Consider the following 16796-nt stretch of genomic DNA (forward strand, 5'->3'; position numbering starts at 1 on the left):
CGAGAGGTTCGCCATGCTCAACGCACTCGAGGTCGTCACCACCGTGATCGTCGGCGTGATGGTGGGGGTGGAGTTCTCCGTCGCCTTCATCATGAGCCGGATCCTCAACGCCCTCCCGGGAGACAGCGGCCAGCTCGGTCACGCCCACGGCGGCCGGATGCTCGGCGCGGTGATGCCGGTCTGGTACATCGGCTCGCTCGTCCTCGTCGCCGTCTGGGCGGCCGCCGGGTGGCACCACCACGGCACCGGCCTCGTCGTCACCGCCGGCGGACTACTGGCCCTGAGCGTGGCCATGTCGGTCCTGCTGCTCGTTCCGATCAACAACCGGAACAGGACCTGGACCCCCGAGAACCGGCCCGCCGACTGGAAGCAGCAGCTGAACCGCTGGGGGCGCTGGCACTACGCCCGCGTCGCCGTCATCATCGCCGCCTTCGCCCTGCTGGCCACCGCCCTCACCTGACCCCCGGTCCCACCAGCCCGACCACCCACCGCTCTACCGGGCGCCCCAACCGCTCGACCGCGCACCCGAAATGCGGCAGCCCCTCGCCCCGGATCCGCGGACACCCGCCCCCCGGAACCTGCGGCGGCCCGCACCTCGTCACCGACCCCACGCCCGAGCACACCCCCGCCGTCCCCGTCGGCCACGAGCGCCGGCATCCTCTCCGAGAGACTCCCCGGCGGAAATCGGCAGCCGTCCGCAGCTCGGTCTCATGCCACTCGATGTGAGACCGAGCTCTCGGCGGCGGAGCCCCTGGACGGTGGACGCAACGATTGCTCTCCTGGGCGCTGCGCAGCCAGATGTTCACGCCAGAAAGGCCCCGGACCATGATCGGTCCGGGGCCTTTGCGCTGGTGCCCCCGGCAGGATTCGAACCTGCGACACCCGCTTTAGGAGAGCGGTGCTCTATCCCCTGAGCTACGGAGGCGCGCGGATCCGGGAGATCCGCGCGCCTAGCCTAGCGGATGGGGGAGTGGCGTCGGCAACGTCGTCGTGTCCGCGGGGGTGCTGTCAGTAGTGCAGGCCGTGGCCGAAGGGGTACAGGTCGCGGTTCGGGTCGTCGAGGGCCGGGATGGGGACGGGGAGCGTGCCGCGTGGGGCCACTTCGCCGGAGAGGGTGCGGGCGAGGGCGGTCATGGAGGGGGTGCCGTAGCTGTAGGTGGCCAGGTAGGCGGGGACCTCGGGGAAGCGGCGGATGTCGTACGGGAGGCGGACGCCCGCCACGATCACCCGGCGGCCGGTGGCGGTCAGCGAGTCGATCAGTCGGGCCTGGGCGACGCCTTCTTCGCTGCCTGCCGCGGCGGCGTTGGCGAGGACGACCGTGGCGTCGTGTGTGCGGGCCGCCTCGGTCACCTCCGCGATTTTCGTGGTGTCCGGTCGGGTGCCGGTCTCGATGGTGGTCGTCCGCCGGCCGCGCTGGGCGTCGAGGGCGTGGGCGAGGGCGGCCAGGGGTGCGGTGCCCCACCCGGTGACCAGGACGGTTCCCAGGTCGCGGGGGAGCGGGAGGGCCCCGTTCTCGTTCCGTACCAGCGTGATCGTCCGTTCGGTGATCTGCCGGGCCCGGGAGCGGTGCCGCCTGCTGCCGACGGTGCGGGCCGCGCGCCGTTCGTTGACGTACGGCGCGGGGAACAGCTTGCGCCGCAGTTTGTGCTCGAGGATCCGCTGCACCGAGCCGTCCAGTCGCTCCTCGGGGACGGCGCCGGAGCGCACGGCCTCTCGTACGGCTCCGAAGGCGGTGTCCAGCTTCGGAGCCAGCACGAGCTGGTCGCAACCGGCCTGGAGGGCGCGCACGGGGGCGATGTCGGGTGGGAAGTCCGCGGTGGCGCCGCGCATGTCCAGGGCGTCCGTCGCGATCAGGCCGGTGAAGCCGAGTTCCTCGCGGAGCAGCCCGGTCACGATCCGATGCGACATCGTCGCGGGCTTCCTGGAGGGGTCCAGGGACGGGACGACGATGTGGGCTGTCATGATCGTGTCGACGCCGCGCCGGATGGCGGCGCGGAACGGCGGCAGGTCGATCCGGTCCAGCTCGGCCCGGGTGTGCTTGATCTCCGGCAGTCCGGTGTGGCTGTCGACATCGGTGTCACCGTGTCCGGGGAAGTGTTTCGCCGCACTGGCGACGCCGCCCTGGTGGTAGCCGCGTACGGCCGTGGCCACGAACTCCGCGCACAGTGCGGTGTCCGAGCCGAACGAGCGGACGCCGATCACGGGGTTCGCGGGGTTGATGTTGACGTCGGCGACGGGTGCGTAGTTCTGGTTGATGCCGACGGCGGCCAGTTCCGTGCCGATGATGTCGGCGCTGTCGTAGGCGTCGCGGGTGGAGCGGGTCGCGGCCAGTGCCATGTTGCCGGGGAGCTGGGTGGCGGGCTCCAGCATCCGGTAGACGACGCTGCCGCCCTCCTGGTCGATGGAGATGAGCAGCGGCACGCGTGCCCCGGCCCGCCTGGCGGCGCCCTGGAGTCCGTTGGAGAGGCGCGCGATCTGACGCGGCTCCTGGACGTTGTCAGGTCCGCGGCGCGCGTCGAAGTAGATGACGCCTCCGGGGCGGTACTTCCGCACCACGTCCGCGGGTGTCGGTACGCCGTACAGCGCGCGGTTCCTGTCGTGTTCCGTCTCCGTGGACGCGCCGTAGACCTCGACGACGAACAGTTGGCCGATCTTCTCGTCGAGGCTCATCCGGCGCAGCAGAGCCGCCGCACGAGCGTGGACGGCGGCCGAGGAGGCATGCGCCGAACGGCCGTGCCGATGGCCGGGGACGGCGCCGGAGAGCTCGCCGCTGCCGACTGGGCGCGCCGCGGCCTTCGCGGGCGACGCCGTCGCGCCGAGCGCGGCGGCGGTGCCTGCCGCGGCGGCGAGGAGGTGTCTGCGAGAGGTGGGCTGTTGCATCGGAACGCTCCTCACCTGTGCATGTGTGGGTGGAGCACGTGTCATGTGGAGGTCACCGCTTGATGCAGCAGCATCGTCCCAGCGCGGCGCCGCCCCGGGCCAGACGCCGCGCGGGACTTCTTGGGTCCAGTCCAGTGGCATCCGGCCCGGTCGCGCCCTCGGCGTCCGGCCTACTCCTCCGCGAGCCCCGCCTTGAGCGCGCGCGTGGTCCGGACCACCCGCTCGGCCTGCACACGGGCCGCCTTCAGCGCGGTGCCGTCGACCGGCTTCTGGCCCTGTGCGTCGACGTGCGAGGTGCCGTAGGGGTTGCCGTCCTCGAACTTCGAGGGGTCGGTGTAACCCGGCGGGACGATGATGCCGCCGAAGTGGTGAGCCGAGTTGTAGAGGGCGAGCAGCGTGCTCTCCTGCCCGCCGTGCAGGGTCGAGGACGAGGTGAAGCCGCTGTAGACCTTGTCGGCCAGCCGTCCCTCGGCCCACAGCGGGCCCAGGGTGTCGAGGTACTGCTTGAGCTGGGAGGTGACGTTCCCATAGCGGGTGGGGGTGCCGAGGATCGCCGCGTCCGCCCAGTCGATGTCGTCCGGGGTGGCCTCGGGGATGTCCGCGGTGTCCCGTGCGTTGGCGGCCCAGGCGGGGTTGGAGTCGATGGCGGACTGCGGCGCCAGCTCCTGGACGCGGCGCAGCCGGACCTCCGCTCCCGCGGACTGCGCAGCGTCGGCGATCTCCTTGGCGAGGGTGGCGATGGTGCCGGTCGCGGAGTAGTAGATGACCGCGACCTTGACCGGGGTGGACTTGGACATGCCGCTCCGTCCTTTCGTGGGGCGTGTTCTCGATGCTTCTTGTGCGGGGTCGGATTCCGTTGGATCTCTTGTGCGGTTCTTCGTCTCGTTGCGTCTTCTGCGCCTTCTGCGCCTTCTGCGCCTTCTGCGCCTTCTGCGCCTTCTGCGCCTTCTGCGCCTCCTGTGCTGTCTGCCGCGCTGGCTTCGTCCTCCGGTGCTGCCGTGGTTCGGGGCTGGTGCTGGTGCCGGGGTGGTCTGGGTCCGGGTCGGGGTCGTGTACCCGTCCGGACGGGTTGGCTGTGTGGCGGTTGTTGCGCGAGTGAGGTGAGTCACAGGAGTCAGGGAAATAACCGGGGATCGCGTCCCCGTTTACATAGCCGTCTCCGCAAAACGGGGACCAGGTCCCCGGATGGAGGACCGCAGTACCACCTCCAGTGCCACCAAAGCACTGCTGTCATGCCAACCCTGGTACGACGCACAGCGCCACACCCGCACGTCACACTCGTCGGCAGCACCGAGCCGACCGAGGAGCACAACCGGACCCGATCCCACGACCAGCAGCAACCGAGACCACACGCACCAGCCCCCGAGGGAACGAAGGAGTCACAGATGGGCAGCGCCACCGACGCCACCAAGCGCGTCACCGTCGACTGCGCGGCTCCCAAGGGACGGGCCGACGCGGCGCGCAACCGCGAGCGCATCCTCACCGCGGCCCGCGAGGCGTTCGTCGTCCACGGGGCGGACGCCTCCCTCGATGAAATCGCTCGCACTGCCGGGGTCGGAAATGCGACCCTCTACCGGCACTTCCCCGACCGGGACTCGCTCGTGCACGGAGTCATGCATGCCGTGACCGAGCGGATCGCGGGGCGGGCGGAGAAGGCGCTCGCCGAGGAGGAGGATTCCTTCGAGGCGCTGCGCCGCTTCGTCTTCGCCGCGGTGGAAGAGCGCATCGGCGCGCTCTGCCCCATGCTCTCCGGCCGCTTCGACCCCACGGAGCCGCAGTCCCTGGCTGCTCGCACCCGGGTCGAACGGCTCACCCAGGAACTCATCCGGCGGGCCCAGCAGGCGGGCGAGGTGCGCACCGACATCGACGTCGGCGACGTGATGGTCGCGCTCAGCCAGCTCTCCCGGCCGCTGCCGGGCGTCGGCTGCCAGCGCATCGAACGCTTCGTCGAACGTCATGTGCAGCTCTTCCTCGACGGGCTGCGCGCCCCCGCCAAGTCACAACTACCCGGCCACGCCGCGACTCTGGAGGAACTGCGACAGGACCACTGAACTCCGTAGCCGCAGCGCCGAGCGGTTGCCGCACCGCTCACTTTTCCTCCTCTCCCGGGTCCACACCTCCAGTACTCCCCGTACTCCCGACACCTGGGGAGGTACGAGCGCGGGGGGCTCGTACCTCCCCGCGGCGCAAGTCCCGCACCAGACGAGAGCCGTGCTGAGCACTCAGCTCAGCAGCGCCTCCCCGACATCCCATTTTTCGTATTCCGCACCGTGAGGTAGGCACATCCATGCCAGAAACGCCATCTCCGGCCGACGCGCAGGCCGGGCTCGACCCCCGGCGATGGAAGGCGCTGGCCTTCATCGCCATCGCGCAGCTCATGGTCGTCCTCGACGCGACGATCGTGAACATCGCGCTTCCTTCCGCCCAGGTCGACCTGGGCATATCCGACGCCAACCGGCAGTGGGTCATCACCGCCTACGCCCTCGCCTTCGGCGGACTTCTGCTCTTCGGCGGCCGGATCGCCGACATGTGGGGCCGTAAGCGCGCCTTCGTGACCGGACTCATCGGCTTCGCGCTCGCGTCGGCCCTCGGCGGTGCCGCGAACGGCGAGGTCATGATGCTGTCGGCGCGTGCCCTGCAGGGCGCGTTCGGCGCACTGCTGGCACCCGCTGCGCTGTCCCTGCTCGCGGTGATGTTCACCGACGGCAAGGAGCGCGCCAAGGCGTTCGGCATCTACGGCGCCATCGCCGGTGGCGGCGGCGCGATCGGGCTGATCCTCGGCGGTGTACTGACCGAGTACCTGGACTGGCGCTGGACCTTCTACGTCAACGTCCCGTTCGCGGCCATCGCCGCGCTCGGTGCCATCAGCGTCATCCATGAGCCGTCCGGGACCCGCAACCGGTCCGCGCTCGACATCCCCGGCGTGGTCCTCTCCACACTCGGCCTCGTCTCGCTGGTGTACGGGTTCACCCGTGCGGAGACGGACGGCTGGAGCGAGGGCGGCACCATCGGCATGTTCATCGCCGCCGTCGCGCTGCTGACCGCGTTCGCCGTGGTCGAATCGCGGCTCCGGGCGCCGCTGCTGCCGCTGCGTGTGGTCACCGACCGCAACCGTGGCGGCGTCTACCTGTCGCTCGGCCTGGCGGTCATCGCCATGTTCGGCCTCTTCCTGTTCCTGACGTACTACCTGCAGGTGGTCAAGGACTACTCCCCGGTGCGCACCGGTGTGGCCTTCCTGCCGATGGTGGCCGGCATGATCACCGGCTCCACGCAGATCGGGGCGCGGCTGATGACCCGCGTACCGGCCCGCCTGCTGATGGCGCCGGGCTTCCTGACCGCGGCGGTGGGCATGCTCCTGCTGACCCAGCTGGAGGTCGACAGCTCCTACCCGGCGCTGATCCTCCCGGCCGAGGTGCTGCTGGGCCTCGGGCTCGGCACGGCGTTCATGCCCGCGATGTCGCTGGCCACGCACGGTGTACGGCCGAGCGACGCCGGTGTCGCCTCCGCGATGGTCAACACCTCGCAGCAGGTGGGCGGCGCAATCGGTACGGCGTTGCTGAACACCATCGCGGCGAGCGCCACCACCTCGTACGTCACCGCGCACGTCGCCGAGGCCACCACCAAGCCCGCCCAGCAGATGCTGAAGCTGGAGGCCATGGTGCACGGCTACACCTCGGCGATCTGGTGGGCGGTGGGCATCCTGCTCGTCTCCGCCACGATCGTCACGGTCTTCGTGAACGCGCGCGGCGGCGGCAGCCCGGCCCCCGGCAAGACGCTCGACGGCGAGGCGGGCAGCGACCGCCCCGGCGACGAGCCGGAGCCGGTGCTGGCAGCCATGCACTGACGAGAGTCCAGCGCGCCGGTCACCGTGCCGGCCACCGGGCTGCCGCGGCCCCCGTGTCCCCGATGGGACGCGGGGGCCGCTCCCGTTTTCCCGGCCGCCGGCCCCGGAGGCGCCCGCCGGGCGCCTCCGGGGCCGTGCGGGGCCCTCGGGGTGTCCACTCGTGTCGCCGGGCGCACTCGTCGGGCGGCCCGCGGAGCCGTCGCCCCGATGCCGCAGGTGTGCCGCGGGCCGGAGCGGGCAGGGGCACGCAACCAACAGGGAACATCAGCCGTCTACACGGGTGAAGGGTGTCGACGACGACAGCCTTCCGGCAGCCGCGGACCGGGTTCGGGAGCCCGCCGGGAGCAGCTCCATACCGCTCCGACCAGCGCCTGAGTGCGCTCAGTCACCGTGCTGTCCGTCCGGGTAGCGGCGCAGTTTACTGCATGATCCCAAAAATGTTGCGCAGGTTGGGAATTTAGTCCGGATTCCAGCCGTTGACATCCACGAAGGACGGGCACCCGTGAAGTGTCCGACAGCCACCAGGCCAAAGTTTCAGATCACTCGCAAGGGAGCACGCATGGCAACCCGTGCCGTCGCCCGTCGTCAGGAGAACACCACCGGTGTCTCCGACACGGCAAGCAGTGTTCGCACCGCTGGCAGCGAAGTCGCGGACCGCGACCTGGTCGGCATGTATCTCGACGAGATCGCTCGCACTCCGCTGCTGGACGCCGCCAAGGAAGTCGATCTGTCTCTCGCGATAGAGGCGGGCGTCTACGCCCAGCGCATCCTCGACGGACTCGAGAAGCCGGTCTCCAGCGACTCGGCCAGCGCCACCTCGAGCCGGGAGGACCTGGAGGCCATCGTCGCCGAGGGCGAGCGGGCCAAGGATGTCTTCATCCGCTCCAACCTGCGCCTCGTGGTGGCCGTGGCCCGCCGCTACCCGCGCAGTGGCCTGCCCCTGCTGGATCTGATCCAGGAGGGGAACGCCGGACTCGTGCGCGCCGTGGAGAAGTTCGACTACACCAAGGGCTTCAAGTTCTCCACCTATGCGACATGGTGGATCCGCCAGGCCATCACCCGCTCCATCGCAGACCAGTCCCGCACCATCCGGCTCCCCGTCCACCTCGTGGAGGAGCTGGGGCGCATCCGCCGGGTCCAGCGCGAGTTCAACCGCGAACACGGCCGCGACCCGGAGCCGGCGGAGGTGGCCGCCGAGCTCAACTCCACCCCCGAGCGCGTCACCGACGTGCTCGACTGGGCCCGCGACCCCGTGAGTCTGAACATGTCCGTCGACGACGAGGGCGAGACCCAGTTCGGCGATCTGCTGGAGGACACCTCGGCCGCCTCCCCCGAGCAGTCGGTACTGACCGTGCTGCGCCGCGAGGAACTGGACGACCTGATCGGCAGGCTCGACGACCGTACGGCCTCCATCATCAAGGCCCGCTACGGCATGGTCGACGGCCGTGAGCGCACCCTGACGGAGGTCGGCAAGCAGCACGGCCTCACGCGGGAGCGGATTCGCCAGATCGAGAAGCATGCCCTCCTGGAACTGAAGAAGATGGCCCATGACACGGGCTTCGACGAGGCGGCGTAACTCCTCAGGCCGGTTCTCCGGCCCGCCCCCGTCGCCGCCCCCACAGACGAGCCCCGGTGCCCTCCCCCGAGCACCGGGGCTCTTTGCTGTCCGCCCCGGGCGCCCGGCGTCTGCCTCCCCTCCTCCCCTCCCTCCCCTCTCCCCCCCCGACCCCGCCCTCCCGCCGCCTCCACCGTTCCCGGGTCCGTTCGCGCCCGAAAGAATGCCCGAGTGTGTTTACTTTCTGGGTTACCGGTCGTAGTCTCACGCAGAAGTCACACGATCGGGCATGGAACGGACCTGAATCCACATGTACGCACCGGAGCGCCAGCAGGCCATCCTCCGTACCGCCGAAGAGCAGGGGCGGGTGGACGTGCTGTCCCTGGCCGCCGAGTTCGACGTCACCGCCGAGACGGTGCGCCGCGACCTCAAGGCCCTGGACCGTGCCGGACTCGTACGACGCGTCCACGGCGGGGCCATCCCAGCAGGCCGCATCGACTTCGAGCCCGACCTGGCCGCCCGGGAGTCGGCGGCCACCGAGGAGAAGGAGCGCATCGCCCAGGCCGCCCTGGCGCACCTCCCGCGGGAAGGCAGCGTGATGCTCGACGCCGGCAGCACCACGGCCCGGCTCGCCTCGGACATGCCCGCCGACATCTCGCTGACCGTCCTCACCCACGCCCTGCCCACCGCGGCCCGCCTGGCCGACCACCCCGGGATCGAGCTGCACATCGTCGGCGGGAGAGTACGGCACCGCACCCGGGCTGCCGTCGACGCGTGGGCCCTGCGGACCTACGGCGAGATCAAGGCCGATGTGCTCTTCCTCGCCACCAACGGGTTCTCCGTCGACGGCGGCCTCACCACCCCCGATCTGGCCGAAGCGGCAGTCAAGCGCACGATGATGGCGGCCGCCCGGCACGTGGTGCTCCTGGCCGACTCCACCAAAGCGGGGGAGGAGTACTTCGCCCGCTTCGGCGACCTCTCCCAGGTCGACGTCCTCATCACCGACACCGGCCTGAGCCCCGCCGAGACACGGGCCGTCGAAGGCCAGGGCACCCGGGTCCAACGGGTCTGAGCCCTCCCTTCCGCACCGGCACGCCGCACCAACCTCTGGACCCCCATGACCGTCCTCACCATCACCCCCAACCCCAGCCTGGACCGCACCTACGAGATTCCCGGGCTCGACCGCGGCGCCGTGCTGCGCGCCGGATCCGACCGGGTCGATCCGGGCGGCAAGGGCGTCAACGTCTCCCGAGCGGTGGCCGCGGCAGGTCACCCCACCGTGGCCGTGCTGCCGCTCGGCGGCCCCGAGGGCGCCCTCCTCGCCCAACTGCTCGGCGGACTCGGCGTCGCCGTGGCCGGAGTGCCGGTGGACGGCTCCACCCGGGTCAATGTCGCCCTGGCCGAACCGGACGGCACACTGACCAAGGTCAACGCCGCCGGGCCCGACATCGGCCCCGCCGAGTCCCGGGCGCTCCTGGACACGCTGGCGGCCGAGGCCGCCCGCAGCCGCGCCCGCTGGCTGGTGTGCAGCGGCAGCCTTCCCCGCGGCCTCTCCCATGCGTGGTACGCGGCCGTCGTCAGCCGGGCACGTGAGAACGGTGTCCAGGTCGCGCTCGACACTTCGGGACCTGCGCTGGCGGCGGCCCTCTCCGCGCGCCCCGACGTGGTCAAGCCCAACGCCGAGGAACTCGCCGAGGTCGTCGGCCGCACCCTCACCACCGTCGGGGACGCCGTCAAGGCAGCCGACGAGGTGCGGGCGGCGGGCGCGGGAGCGGTCCTGGCCAGCCTCGGTGCCACCGGACAACTCCTCGTGGACACCACGGGGACCTATTTCGGGACCGCTCCCGTCGCCACCGTCCGCAGCGATGTCGGCGCGGGTGACGCCTCGCTGGCGGGTTTCCTGACAGCCGGCGGCGCACGGGCCCGGGCGCTGGTCTCGGCCGTGGCGCACGGCGCCGCCGCCGTGCAGCTCCGCGGCAGCCAGATGCCCGGACCGGACGACATCCGTCCGGAAGCGGTCACCGTGACCACCGACGTCCCGCTGGACCTTCCCCTTCTCCCCGACGTCAACGGAGCCGTCCGATGAGCCAGTTGATCACCGCGGAACTCGTCGATCTCGACCTGTCCGCCGCCACCAAGTCCGATGCCGCCCGCTCGCTCGCGGAGCGGATGGTGTCGCTGGGCCGCGTCACCGACCTCGACGGATTCCTCGCCGACGTGGCGGCCCGCGAGGCGCAGATGCCGACGGGCCTGGACGGGGGGATCGGCATCCCCCACTGCCGCAGCACCCACGTCAGCGAGCCCACGCTCGCCTTCGGCCGCCCACCGGAGCCGATCGACTTCGGCGCTCCCGACGGTCCCGCCGACCTCGTCTTCCTGATCGCGGCGCCCGACGGGGCGGACAGCGAACATCTGACCATCCTGTCCTCGCTCGCACGCCGGCTGGCCGACCCCGAGTTCACCGCAGCCCTCCGCTCCGCCGCGGACCCGGAGCAGGCGTCGGCACTGATACGCGGCGACTCCGCCCCGGACACGCGCGCGGCGGACGAGCAGCTCCAGGAGCCCTCGGAGCCCGATCCCGGGGCGGCGCCGAGCGGACAGGAAGCGCAGCAGACGGCGCCGCAGGGCGCGGATCCAGCGGGCCCGGAGCCGGAGCGCCCCGAGCTGCCGGAGCAGCCGCAGGAGCCCCGGACGACCGGAGCCGGCGCCGCGCCGTCCGAGCCCTTCCGAATCGTCGCCGTCACCTCCTGCCCCACCGGTATCGCCCACACCTACATGGCCGCCGAGTCGCTGGAGCGGGCGGCGGCGGAGGACGCGGCCGACACCGTGCTCACCGTCGAGACGCAGGGGTCGGCCGGATTCCAGCGGGTCGACCCGGCGGTGATCGCCGCCGCGGACGCCGTGATCTTCGCGCACGACGTCGAAGTGCGGGAGCGGGAACGCTTCGCGGGCAAGCCCACCGTCGACGTCGGGGTCAAGGCCGCCATCAACCGCCCCGCCGAACTGCTCCGCGAGGCCCGCGACAGGGCCGAAAGAGGTGAGCACCCACCCCGGCCCGCCGCCTCCGCGCCCATGGACGCAGGGGCCGCGCAGGGCGACGGGTTCGGCACCCGGCTGCGGACCTGGCTGATGACCGGCGTCAGCTACATGGTCCCGTTCGTCGCCGCCGGAGGGCTGCTGATCGCCCTCTCCTTCGCGCTCGGCGGCTACGAGATCGCCGGGGCCAAGTCCGTCGCCGACCACTTCGTGTGGACCGAGGTCCACAGCTGGGCCGCCCTGCTCAACCAGATCGGCGGACTCGCCTTCGGGTTCCTGGTTCCCGTTCTCGCCGGGTACATCGCCTACGGCATGGCCGACCGGCCCGGCCTCGTGCCGGGATTCGTGGGCGGTGCCGTCGCGGTCCAGATCGAGGCGGGCTTCCTGGGAGGGCTGGTGGCGGGGCTGCTCGCGGGTGCTCTCGTGATGGCCGTCCAGCGGGTCGGTGTTCCGGCCGTGCTGCGCGGCATCATGCCCGTCGTCGTCATCCCGCTGCTCTCGTCGGCGCTCGTCGGCGCCCTGATGTTCGTGGTGGTCGGCAAGCCCATCGCCACCGCGCAGCAGGCCATGACCGACTGGCTCGGGGGCCTCACCGGCACCAACGCCGTCCTGCTCGGGCTGCTCATCGGCCTGATGATGTGCTTCGACCTGGGCGGGCCCGTGAACAAGGTCGCCTACACCTTCGCCACCGGCGGTATCGCCAGTGCCGACCCCGGCAACGGCAGCCTGATGGTGATGGCCGCCGCCATGGCAGCCGGAATGGTCCCGCCCCTGGGCATGGCCCTCGCCACGACCGTGCGCGGCAGCCTGTTCACCAGGACCGAGCGGGAGAACGGCAAGGCCGCCTGGGTCCTCGGTGCCTCCTTCATCAGCGAGGGGGCGATTCCGTTCGCGGCCGCCGACCCGCTGCGGGTGATCCCCGCCTCCATGGCGGGCGGAGCCGTCACCGGGGCCCTCTCCATGGGCTTCGGGAGCACGCTGCGGGCGCCGCACGGCGGCATCTTCGTCGTGCCGCTGATCGGCTCCCCGCTGCTCTACCTCGTCGCCATCGCGGCCGGAACCCTGGTCACGGCCGGGGCGACGCTCCTCCTCAAGGGTGCCCGCAAGCAGTCGCCGGAGGTTCGGAGCAGCCCGGCGCAGGACAGTGCGGAGCCGCGGGCAACGGCAGGCGTCTGAGCGGAGGCCGCCCGGCGGTCCGTCCGTCCCGTCGGACGGCCGGCCCGGCCCTGCCCGCCGCGGCACCGGTTCCCGGCCCGCCGCCCGGCGGGCCGGACCGGCCGGTGCCGCCGGCCGCCTCGGGCGTCGCGTCCCGGCCGACCGGGACCGCGGGAACCCGGTCAGTGTCCGGCGTCGCGCTCCTCGTGCCCGGCGGAGGAACCCTCCTCCTGCGCGGAGGAGCCCTCCTCGTCCGCTCCGGAGAGCGCGGGACCGTAGAGATCGCTGTAGGACGGAAAGACACCGCCCGGCCCATCCACCCCCTCCGCCGCCCGCACCGCCTTGACCACGGCCCGGACCACCACGTCGGCACCCGCCGCCAGCACCTCGTTGAACTCGCCGGTCCCCAGTTCGCGTGCCCCGGTGGCCAGGGCGAAGACCGTGTCGCCGTCGTGCATCAGGTGTACCGGGCGCACCGCCCTGGCCAGGCCGTCGTGGGCACTCCCGGCCAGCCGCTGCGCCTGTGCGCGGGTGAGCCCCGTGTCCGTTCCCAGCACCACGAGCGTGGTGTTCAGGGCGGGCCGCAGCGTCCCCGCGACGCGCCGGTCGGTCTCCTCCTTGGCCTCCGAACGCAGTATCTCGGCCTCGGTGTGCTCGTCCTCGGACGGGATGTGCGGCAGACCGTCGGCCAGTTCGCCGTAGAGCACACCCGTGGCCGGGTCCGTCGCCGAACCCGCCGCGTTCAGCACCACCAGCGCGCCCACCACCGCCCCGGAGGCCAGCCGGGTGCTCGCCGTGCCCGTGCCGCCCTTGAGGCCGCCGACGACGGCTCCCGTCCCGGCACCGACACTGCCCTCCGCCACCGGCGCCCCCGGCGGTGTCGCCGCGGCCGCTTCGACCGCCTGGCGGCCCAGCTCCGCATCCGGCCGGGCGGTCCAGCGGCCCCCGCGCCCCAGGTCGAAGATGACCGCCGCCGGGACCACCGGCACGACCTGCGCAGGGTCGGCTCCCACCCGCACACCCCGGCCCTGCTCCTCCAGCCAGCTCATCACGCCCGTGGCGGCGTCCAAGCCGAACGCACTGCCGCCGCTGAGGACGACGGCGTGGATGCGCTCCACCAGGTTCCGCGGGTCCAGCGCGTCCGTCTCGCGCGTGCCCGGGGCCCCGCCCCGGCAGTCGACCCCCGCGACGGCACCCTCGTGCGGGGTCAGCACCACGGTCGTCCCGGTGAGCCAGCCGTCCCCGTCGCGCTGGGCGTGGCCCACGCGCAAGCCGGGGACGTCGGTCAGCGCGTCCCGGGTGCGGGTCGGCTGCTCCTGCGCGGGGCGCGGCTCCTGGCCGCCGTGAGTCTCCATGGGGCATCAATACCAGCAGCCACGTGCGACGGCCGTACGCTTGAGCCATGAGCGTCGACCCGCACTCCTCCGACCGGCCCGGCAGCCCGCGTGAAGCGGCGGCCTCGCTGGTCTTCGACGACCCGCTGACCCGCCCGTCCGCCGACGACACCGACCGGGGCTGGGGCGAGGGCGCGGGCAGCGGCTCCGCGGGAGTCGGCGCTGACCTCGCGCGCTTCCTGGACGAGAAACCGCCCCACCACCTCTGAGCCCGCTCGGCTACGCCCCGGGAGCGCCGACGGGCCGCCGCCGTTCTCCGGACGCCGTGCTCCTCCGGCGGGCAGTCGCCGCCCTCCGGACCGTGGTCCCCGGCCGGGCGGTGGCCGCTCCTGGGGGAGCGGTGGCCCGCCGGGGAACTGTGACCCTCGGGGCAGCAGCCGTGGCCCGGACGGCGACCCTTCCGTGGACAACGGGGATTCCCGCTGTCCGCAGGGCGGTGCGGTGCCTCCTCGGCGGTCTCCGGCGCTACTTCCGGGTGCCGGCGCCCCCGTCGCGCTGGGGGCCCACCGGGCTGTCCGCAGCGGTGGCCGCACCGGCTGACGCAGGGCTCTCCGCGGGGTCGCTCCCGCCTCCGCGCTGGGCGAGCAGGGCATCGCGGATCTCGGTGAGCAGCTCGACCTCGGTCTTGCCCGCCTCCTCCGGAGCGGTCTCCTCCGGGGCCGCCTTGGCCGCCCGGCGCTCGTTGAACCTGTTCATCGGCAGGATCATGAGGAAGTAGACGACCGCCGCCGTGATCACGAAGGTCAGCGTTGCGCTGAGCACCGGACCCCAGTTGATCGGGATGCCCGAGGTCACCTCGCCCGTCGGACTGACCTCGCAGGGGCCCTTCAGGCAGGAGCGGTACTTGTCCAGGTCCTTGGTCCCGATGGCGCCGACCAGGGGGTTGATGAAGCCGTTGACGACGGCTTCGACGATCTTGCTGAAGGCTGCTCCGATGACCACGGCGACGGCCAGTTCGACCACGTTGCCGCGCATCAGGAACTCCCTGAAGCCGGTCAGTACGCCCTTCTTCTCGGGTGCGGGGGTGTCGTTGCTCAACGGACTTCCTCTTCCAGAACCAGATGACGATGCTGACTGCGAGCGGGAGACCGAGGGCGGCGCACGGAACCGGCAGCGCCCGCGGACGGGACCGGGTGCTCGCCTGCCCTCGCGCCCACGGGTTCATGCACGACCGGACCCGCTGCCTCCGAAGCCGCGGGGACGACGGACGGCTCAGCACAGCGTCACCGCCAACCGCGACTTCGCCGCGGCGCCCGCGAGCGCCGCCGCTGTCCGCCGGGTGACGACGACGACGATCAGCGCCCCCTCGGCTCCGTCGCCCGAGACAGTGTCCCGGTACTCGGGCACCTGGGCCACTCGGACATGTGTCGCCACGACACGGGCGGAAGTGCTCTTGGATGTGCTCGCGAGCACATCGATCCGATCACCGGGGCTCAGCAGCCGGACCGTCGCCGCGTCGGCGATCCGAACGGGAGCCGAGACGGGGGCCTCCCGCGCCTCCTCGCCCGGGGCCGTTCTCCCGGCGCTCCGCCGTTCCGCTGCCGGGCCGGAGACCGCCGGACCGCTTCCGTCCCGCGGCGGCGGACCGCTGCTCGTCGCGGTGAGGGCGAGCGCCGCCGCACCGGCGGCGAGCGCGGCCGGGAGGAACCGGCGCCGCCCCCGCTTGCCGGGGCGCGGGAGGCGAGCGCCGTGCCCGGCCCGGACGGGCGGGAAGTCGGGCACCGGAGCGCGCGGGCACGTACGGAGTGGAAGATCCTCCGGGAAGGGTTTCCGGGATCCGGGCACGACGCTCACCACCAGCCGGCGCAGGGAGAAGAGCCGCCTGTTCACGGCCTTCGGTGACCACCCTGGACGCTGGGCCGGAATCCCGCCGACAGGCCCGAAAACCTGTGGATGACCGCGCAGTTGTGGACAACTCCGTCCCCCGGGAGGGGGACGGAAGCGGTCAGGGGAGCGTGAGGCCGGGCTCCATCCCACCCAACGCCGAGCCGCACTCGCACTTGCGTTCGTCGGCGGCGGGCAGTTCGCTCACCGCCTCGAAGAGCACCTCGCGCAGCCGGCCGATGTTCTCGGCGAAGACCTGCAGCACTTCCTCGTGCGAGACGCCCTCCCCGGCCTCCGCACCCGCGTCCAGGTCCGTGACCAGCGCCAGCGAGGAGTAGCACAGCTCCAGCTCGCGAGCCAGGATCGCCTCGGGATGCCCGGTCATGCCCACGACCGACCAGCCCTGGGCCGCATGCCAGCGGGACTCGGCGCGGGTGGAGAAGCGCGGGCCCTCGACCACGCACAGCGTGCCCCCGTCCACCGCCTGCCAGCCCCGGGCGCGGGCCGCCCGCAACCCGGCCTGGCGGCCCGCCTCGCAGTAGGGGTCCGCGAAAGCGACGTGGACGACCCGGGGCACGCTGCCGTCGGGAAGTTCCTGACCGTCGAAGAAGGTCTGCTGCCGGGACTTGGTGCGGTCCACCAGCTGGTCCGGGACCACGAGGGTGCCGGGGCCGAACTCCGGCTGCAGGCCGCCCACCGCGCACGGCGCGATGATCTGGCGTACGCCCACCGAGCGCAGCGCCCACAGGTTGGCGCGGTAGTTGATCCGGTTCGGGGGCAGATGGTGGCCGCGGCCGTGGCGCGGGAGGAAGGCCACCCGGCGGCCGCCGGTCTCGCCCAGGAAGAGTGAATCGCTCGGCGGCCCGTAGGGCGTCTCGACGGTGACCTCGGTCACCTCGTCGAGGAAGGAGTAGAAGCCGGAACCGCCGATGATGCCGATCTCTGCCTGTTCGCTCATGCGGTCACCCTAAGGGCGCACGCCGGATGCGGGGCAGGGGGCCGGGCCGGGCCGGGCGACGACGGCGACCGGGAGGGGCCTGTGCCGTCCGGCGCCGGGCCCACCGGCGCGTGCGGCGGAGGCACAGCCCCGGTCCGCGGTGGCAGCCGG

At 72.3% G+C, this 16796-nt stretch carries 14 protein-coding genes and 1 tRNA gene; 8 read left to right on the plus strand and 7 right to left on the minus strand.

Translation table 11 applies throughout. The features are described from left to right. Positions 1-13: 13 nt before the first annotated feature. Positions 14-460 carry a DUF1772 domain-containing protein gene (locus tag A949_RS0128955; protein ID WP_019359552.1) on the plus strand — a complete coding sequence of 149 codons (447 nt, stop codon included), beginning with the start codon at positions 14-16 and terminating at the stop codon, positions 458-460. 389 nt (positions 461-849) lie between these two features. On the opposite strand, the gene A949_RS0128960 is transcribed toward A949_RS0128955, so the two are convergent. The 3 genes from A949_RS0128960 to wrbA all read right to left on the minus strand — a co-directional run bounded on the left by A949_RS0128960 (position 850) and on the right by wrbA (position 3677). Continuing rightward, positions 850-925 (minus strand) — tRNA-Arg (locus tag A949_RS0128960). Between the two features lie 83 nt (positions 926-1008). Next, a complete protein-coding gene (locus A949_RS0128965) occupies positions 1009-2880 on the minus strand; it encodes a glycoside hydrolase family 3 protein (protein ID WP_019359553.1) in 1872 nt (623 codons plus the stop codon). Between the two features lie 170 nt (positions 2881-3050). Then, positions 3051-3677, minus strand: coding sequence for an NAD(P)H:quinone oxidoreductase (wrbA, locus tag A949_RS0128970; protein ID WP_019359554.1), 627 nt, complete (start codon positions 3675-3677; stop codon positions 3051-3053). 588 nt (positions 3678-4265) lie between these two features. Between wrbA and A949_RS0128975 the strand changes: the two genes are divergently transcribed. The 6 genes from A949_RS0128975 to A949_RS0129000 all read left to right on the plus strand — a co-directional run bounded on the left by A949_RS0128975 (position 4266) and on the right by A949_RS0129000 (position 12491). Continuing rightward, positions 4266-4931, plus strand: coding sequence for a TetR/AcrR family transcriptional regulator (locus A949_RS0128975; RefSeq protein ID WP_019359555.1), 666 nt, complete (start codon positions 4266-4268; stop codon positions 4929-4931). 236 nt (positions 4932-5167) lie between these two features. After that, entirely contained in the window at positions 5168-6724 is a 1557-nt protein-coding gene (locus A949_RS0128980; protein ID WP_019359556.1) for an MFS transporter, read from the plus strand. Positions 6725-7283: 559 nt separating this feature from the next. Beyond that, entirely contained in the window at positions 7284-8300 is a 1017-nt protein-coding gene (locus A949_RS0128985; RefSeq protein WP_019359557.1) for a sigma-70 family RNA polymerase sigma factor, read from the plus strand. Between the two features lie 289 nt (positions 8301-8589). Further along, the gene (locus tag A949_RS0128990) at positions 8590-9351 is read left to right on the plus strand and encodes a DeoR/GlpR family DNA-binding transcription regulator (RefSeq protein ID WP_019359558.1); all 762 of its coding nucleotides are present in this window, start codon (positions 8590-8592) and stop codon (positions 9349-9351) included. A gap of 45 nt (positions 9352-9396) precedes the next feature. Then, complete coding sequence (gene pfkB, locus A949_RS0128995) at positions 9397-10365, plus strand: 1-phosphofructokinase (protein WP_019359559.1); 969 nt, start codon at positions 9397-9399, stop codon at positions 10363-10365. Then, positions 10362-12491 (plus strand): PTS fructose transporter subunit IIABC, encoded by a 2130-nt coding sequence (locus A949_RS0129000; protein ID WP_019359560.1) that lies wholly within the window; start codon positions 10362-10364, stop codon positions 12489-12491. Before pfkB ends, A949_RS0129000 begins: the two co-directional genes overlap by 4 nt. Positions 12492-12652: 161 nt before the next feature. Here A949_RS0129000 and A949_RS0129005 read toward each other — a convergent pair whose 3' ends face one another. Continuing rightward, a complete protein-coding gene (locus A949_RS0129005) occupies positions 12653-13825 on the minus strand; it encodes a P1 family peptidase (RefSeq protein WP_019359561.1) in 1173 nt (390 codons plus the stop codon). Between the two features lie 47 nt (positions 13826-13872). Between A949_RS0129005 and A949_RS0129010 the strand changes: the two genes are divergently transcribed. After that, positions 13873-14073 carry a hypothetical protein gene (locus A949_RS0129010; RefSeq protein ID WP_019359562.1) on the plus strand — a complete coding sequence of 67 codons (201 nt, stop codon included), beginning with the start codon at positions 13873-13875 and terminating at the stop codon, positions 14071-14073. Between the two features lie 256 nt (positions 14074-14329). On the opposite strand, the gene mscL is transcribed toward A949_RS0129010, so the two are convergent. From mscL to A949_RS0129025, 3 genes are all read right to left on the minus strand, one after another. Beyond that, complete coding sequence (mscL, locus tag A949_RS0129015) at positions 14330-14902, minus strand: large conductance mechanosensitive channel protein MscL (protein ID WP_019359563.1); 573 nt, start codon at positions 14900-14902, stop codon at positions 14330-14332. A gap of 174 nt (positions 14903-15076) precedes the next feature. Further along, positions 15077-15586: a hypothetical protein gene (locus tag A949_RS34980; protein WP_051019676.1), complete on the minus strand. Its 510-nt coding sequence runs from the start codon at positions 15584-15586 to the stop codon at positions 15077-15079. Between the two features lie 223 nt (positions 15587-15809). Continuing rightward, complete coding sequence (locus A949_RS0129025) at positions 15810-16646, minus strand: S-methyl-5'-thioadenosine phosphorylase (RefSeq protein WP_019359565.1); 837 nt, start codon at positions 16644-16646, stop codon at positions 15810-15812. Positions 16647-16796: the final 150 nt, after the last annotated feature.

The organism is Streptomyces sp. AA1529 (genome assembly GCF_000280905.1).
Taxonomy (GTDB): domain Bacteria; phylum Actinomycetota; class Actinomycetes; order Streptomycetales; family Streptomycetaceae; genus Streptomyces.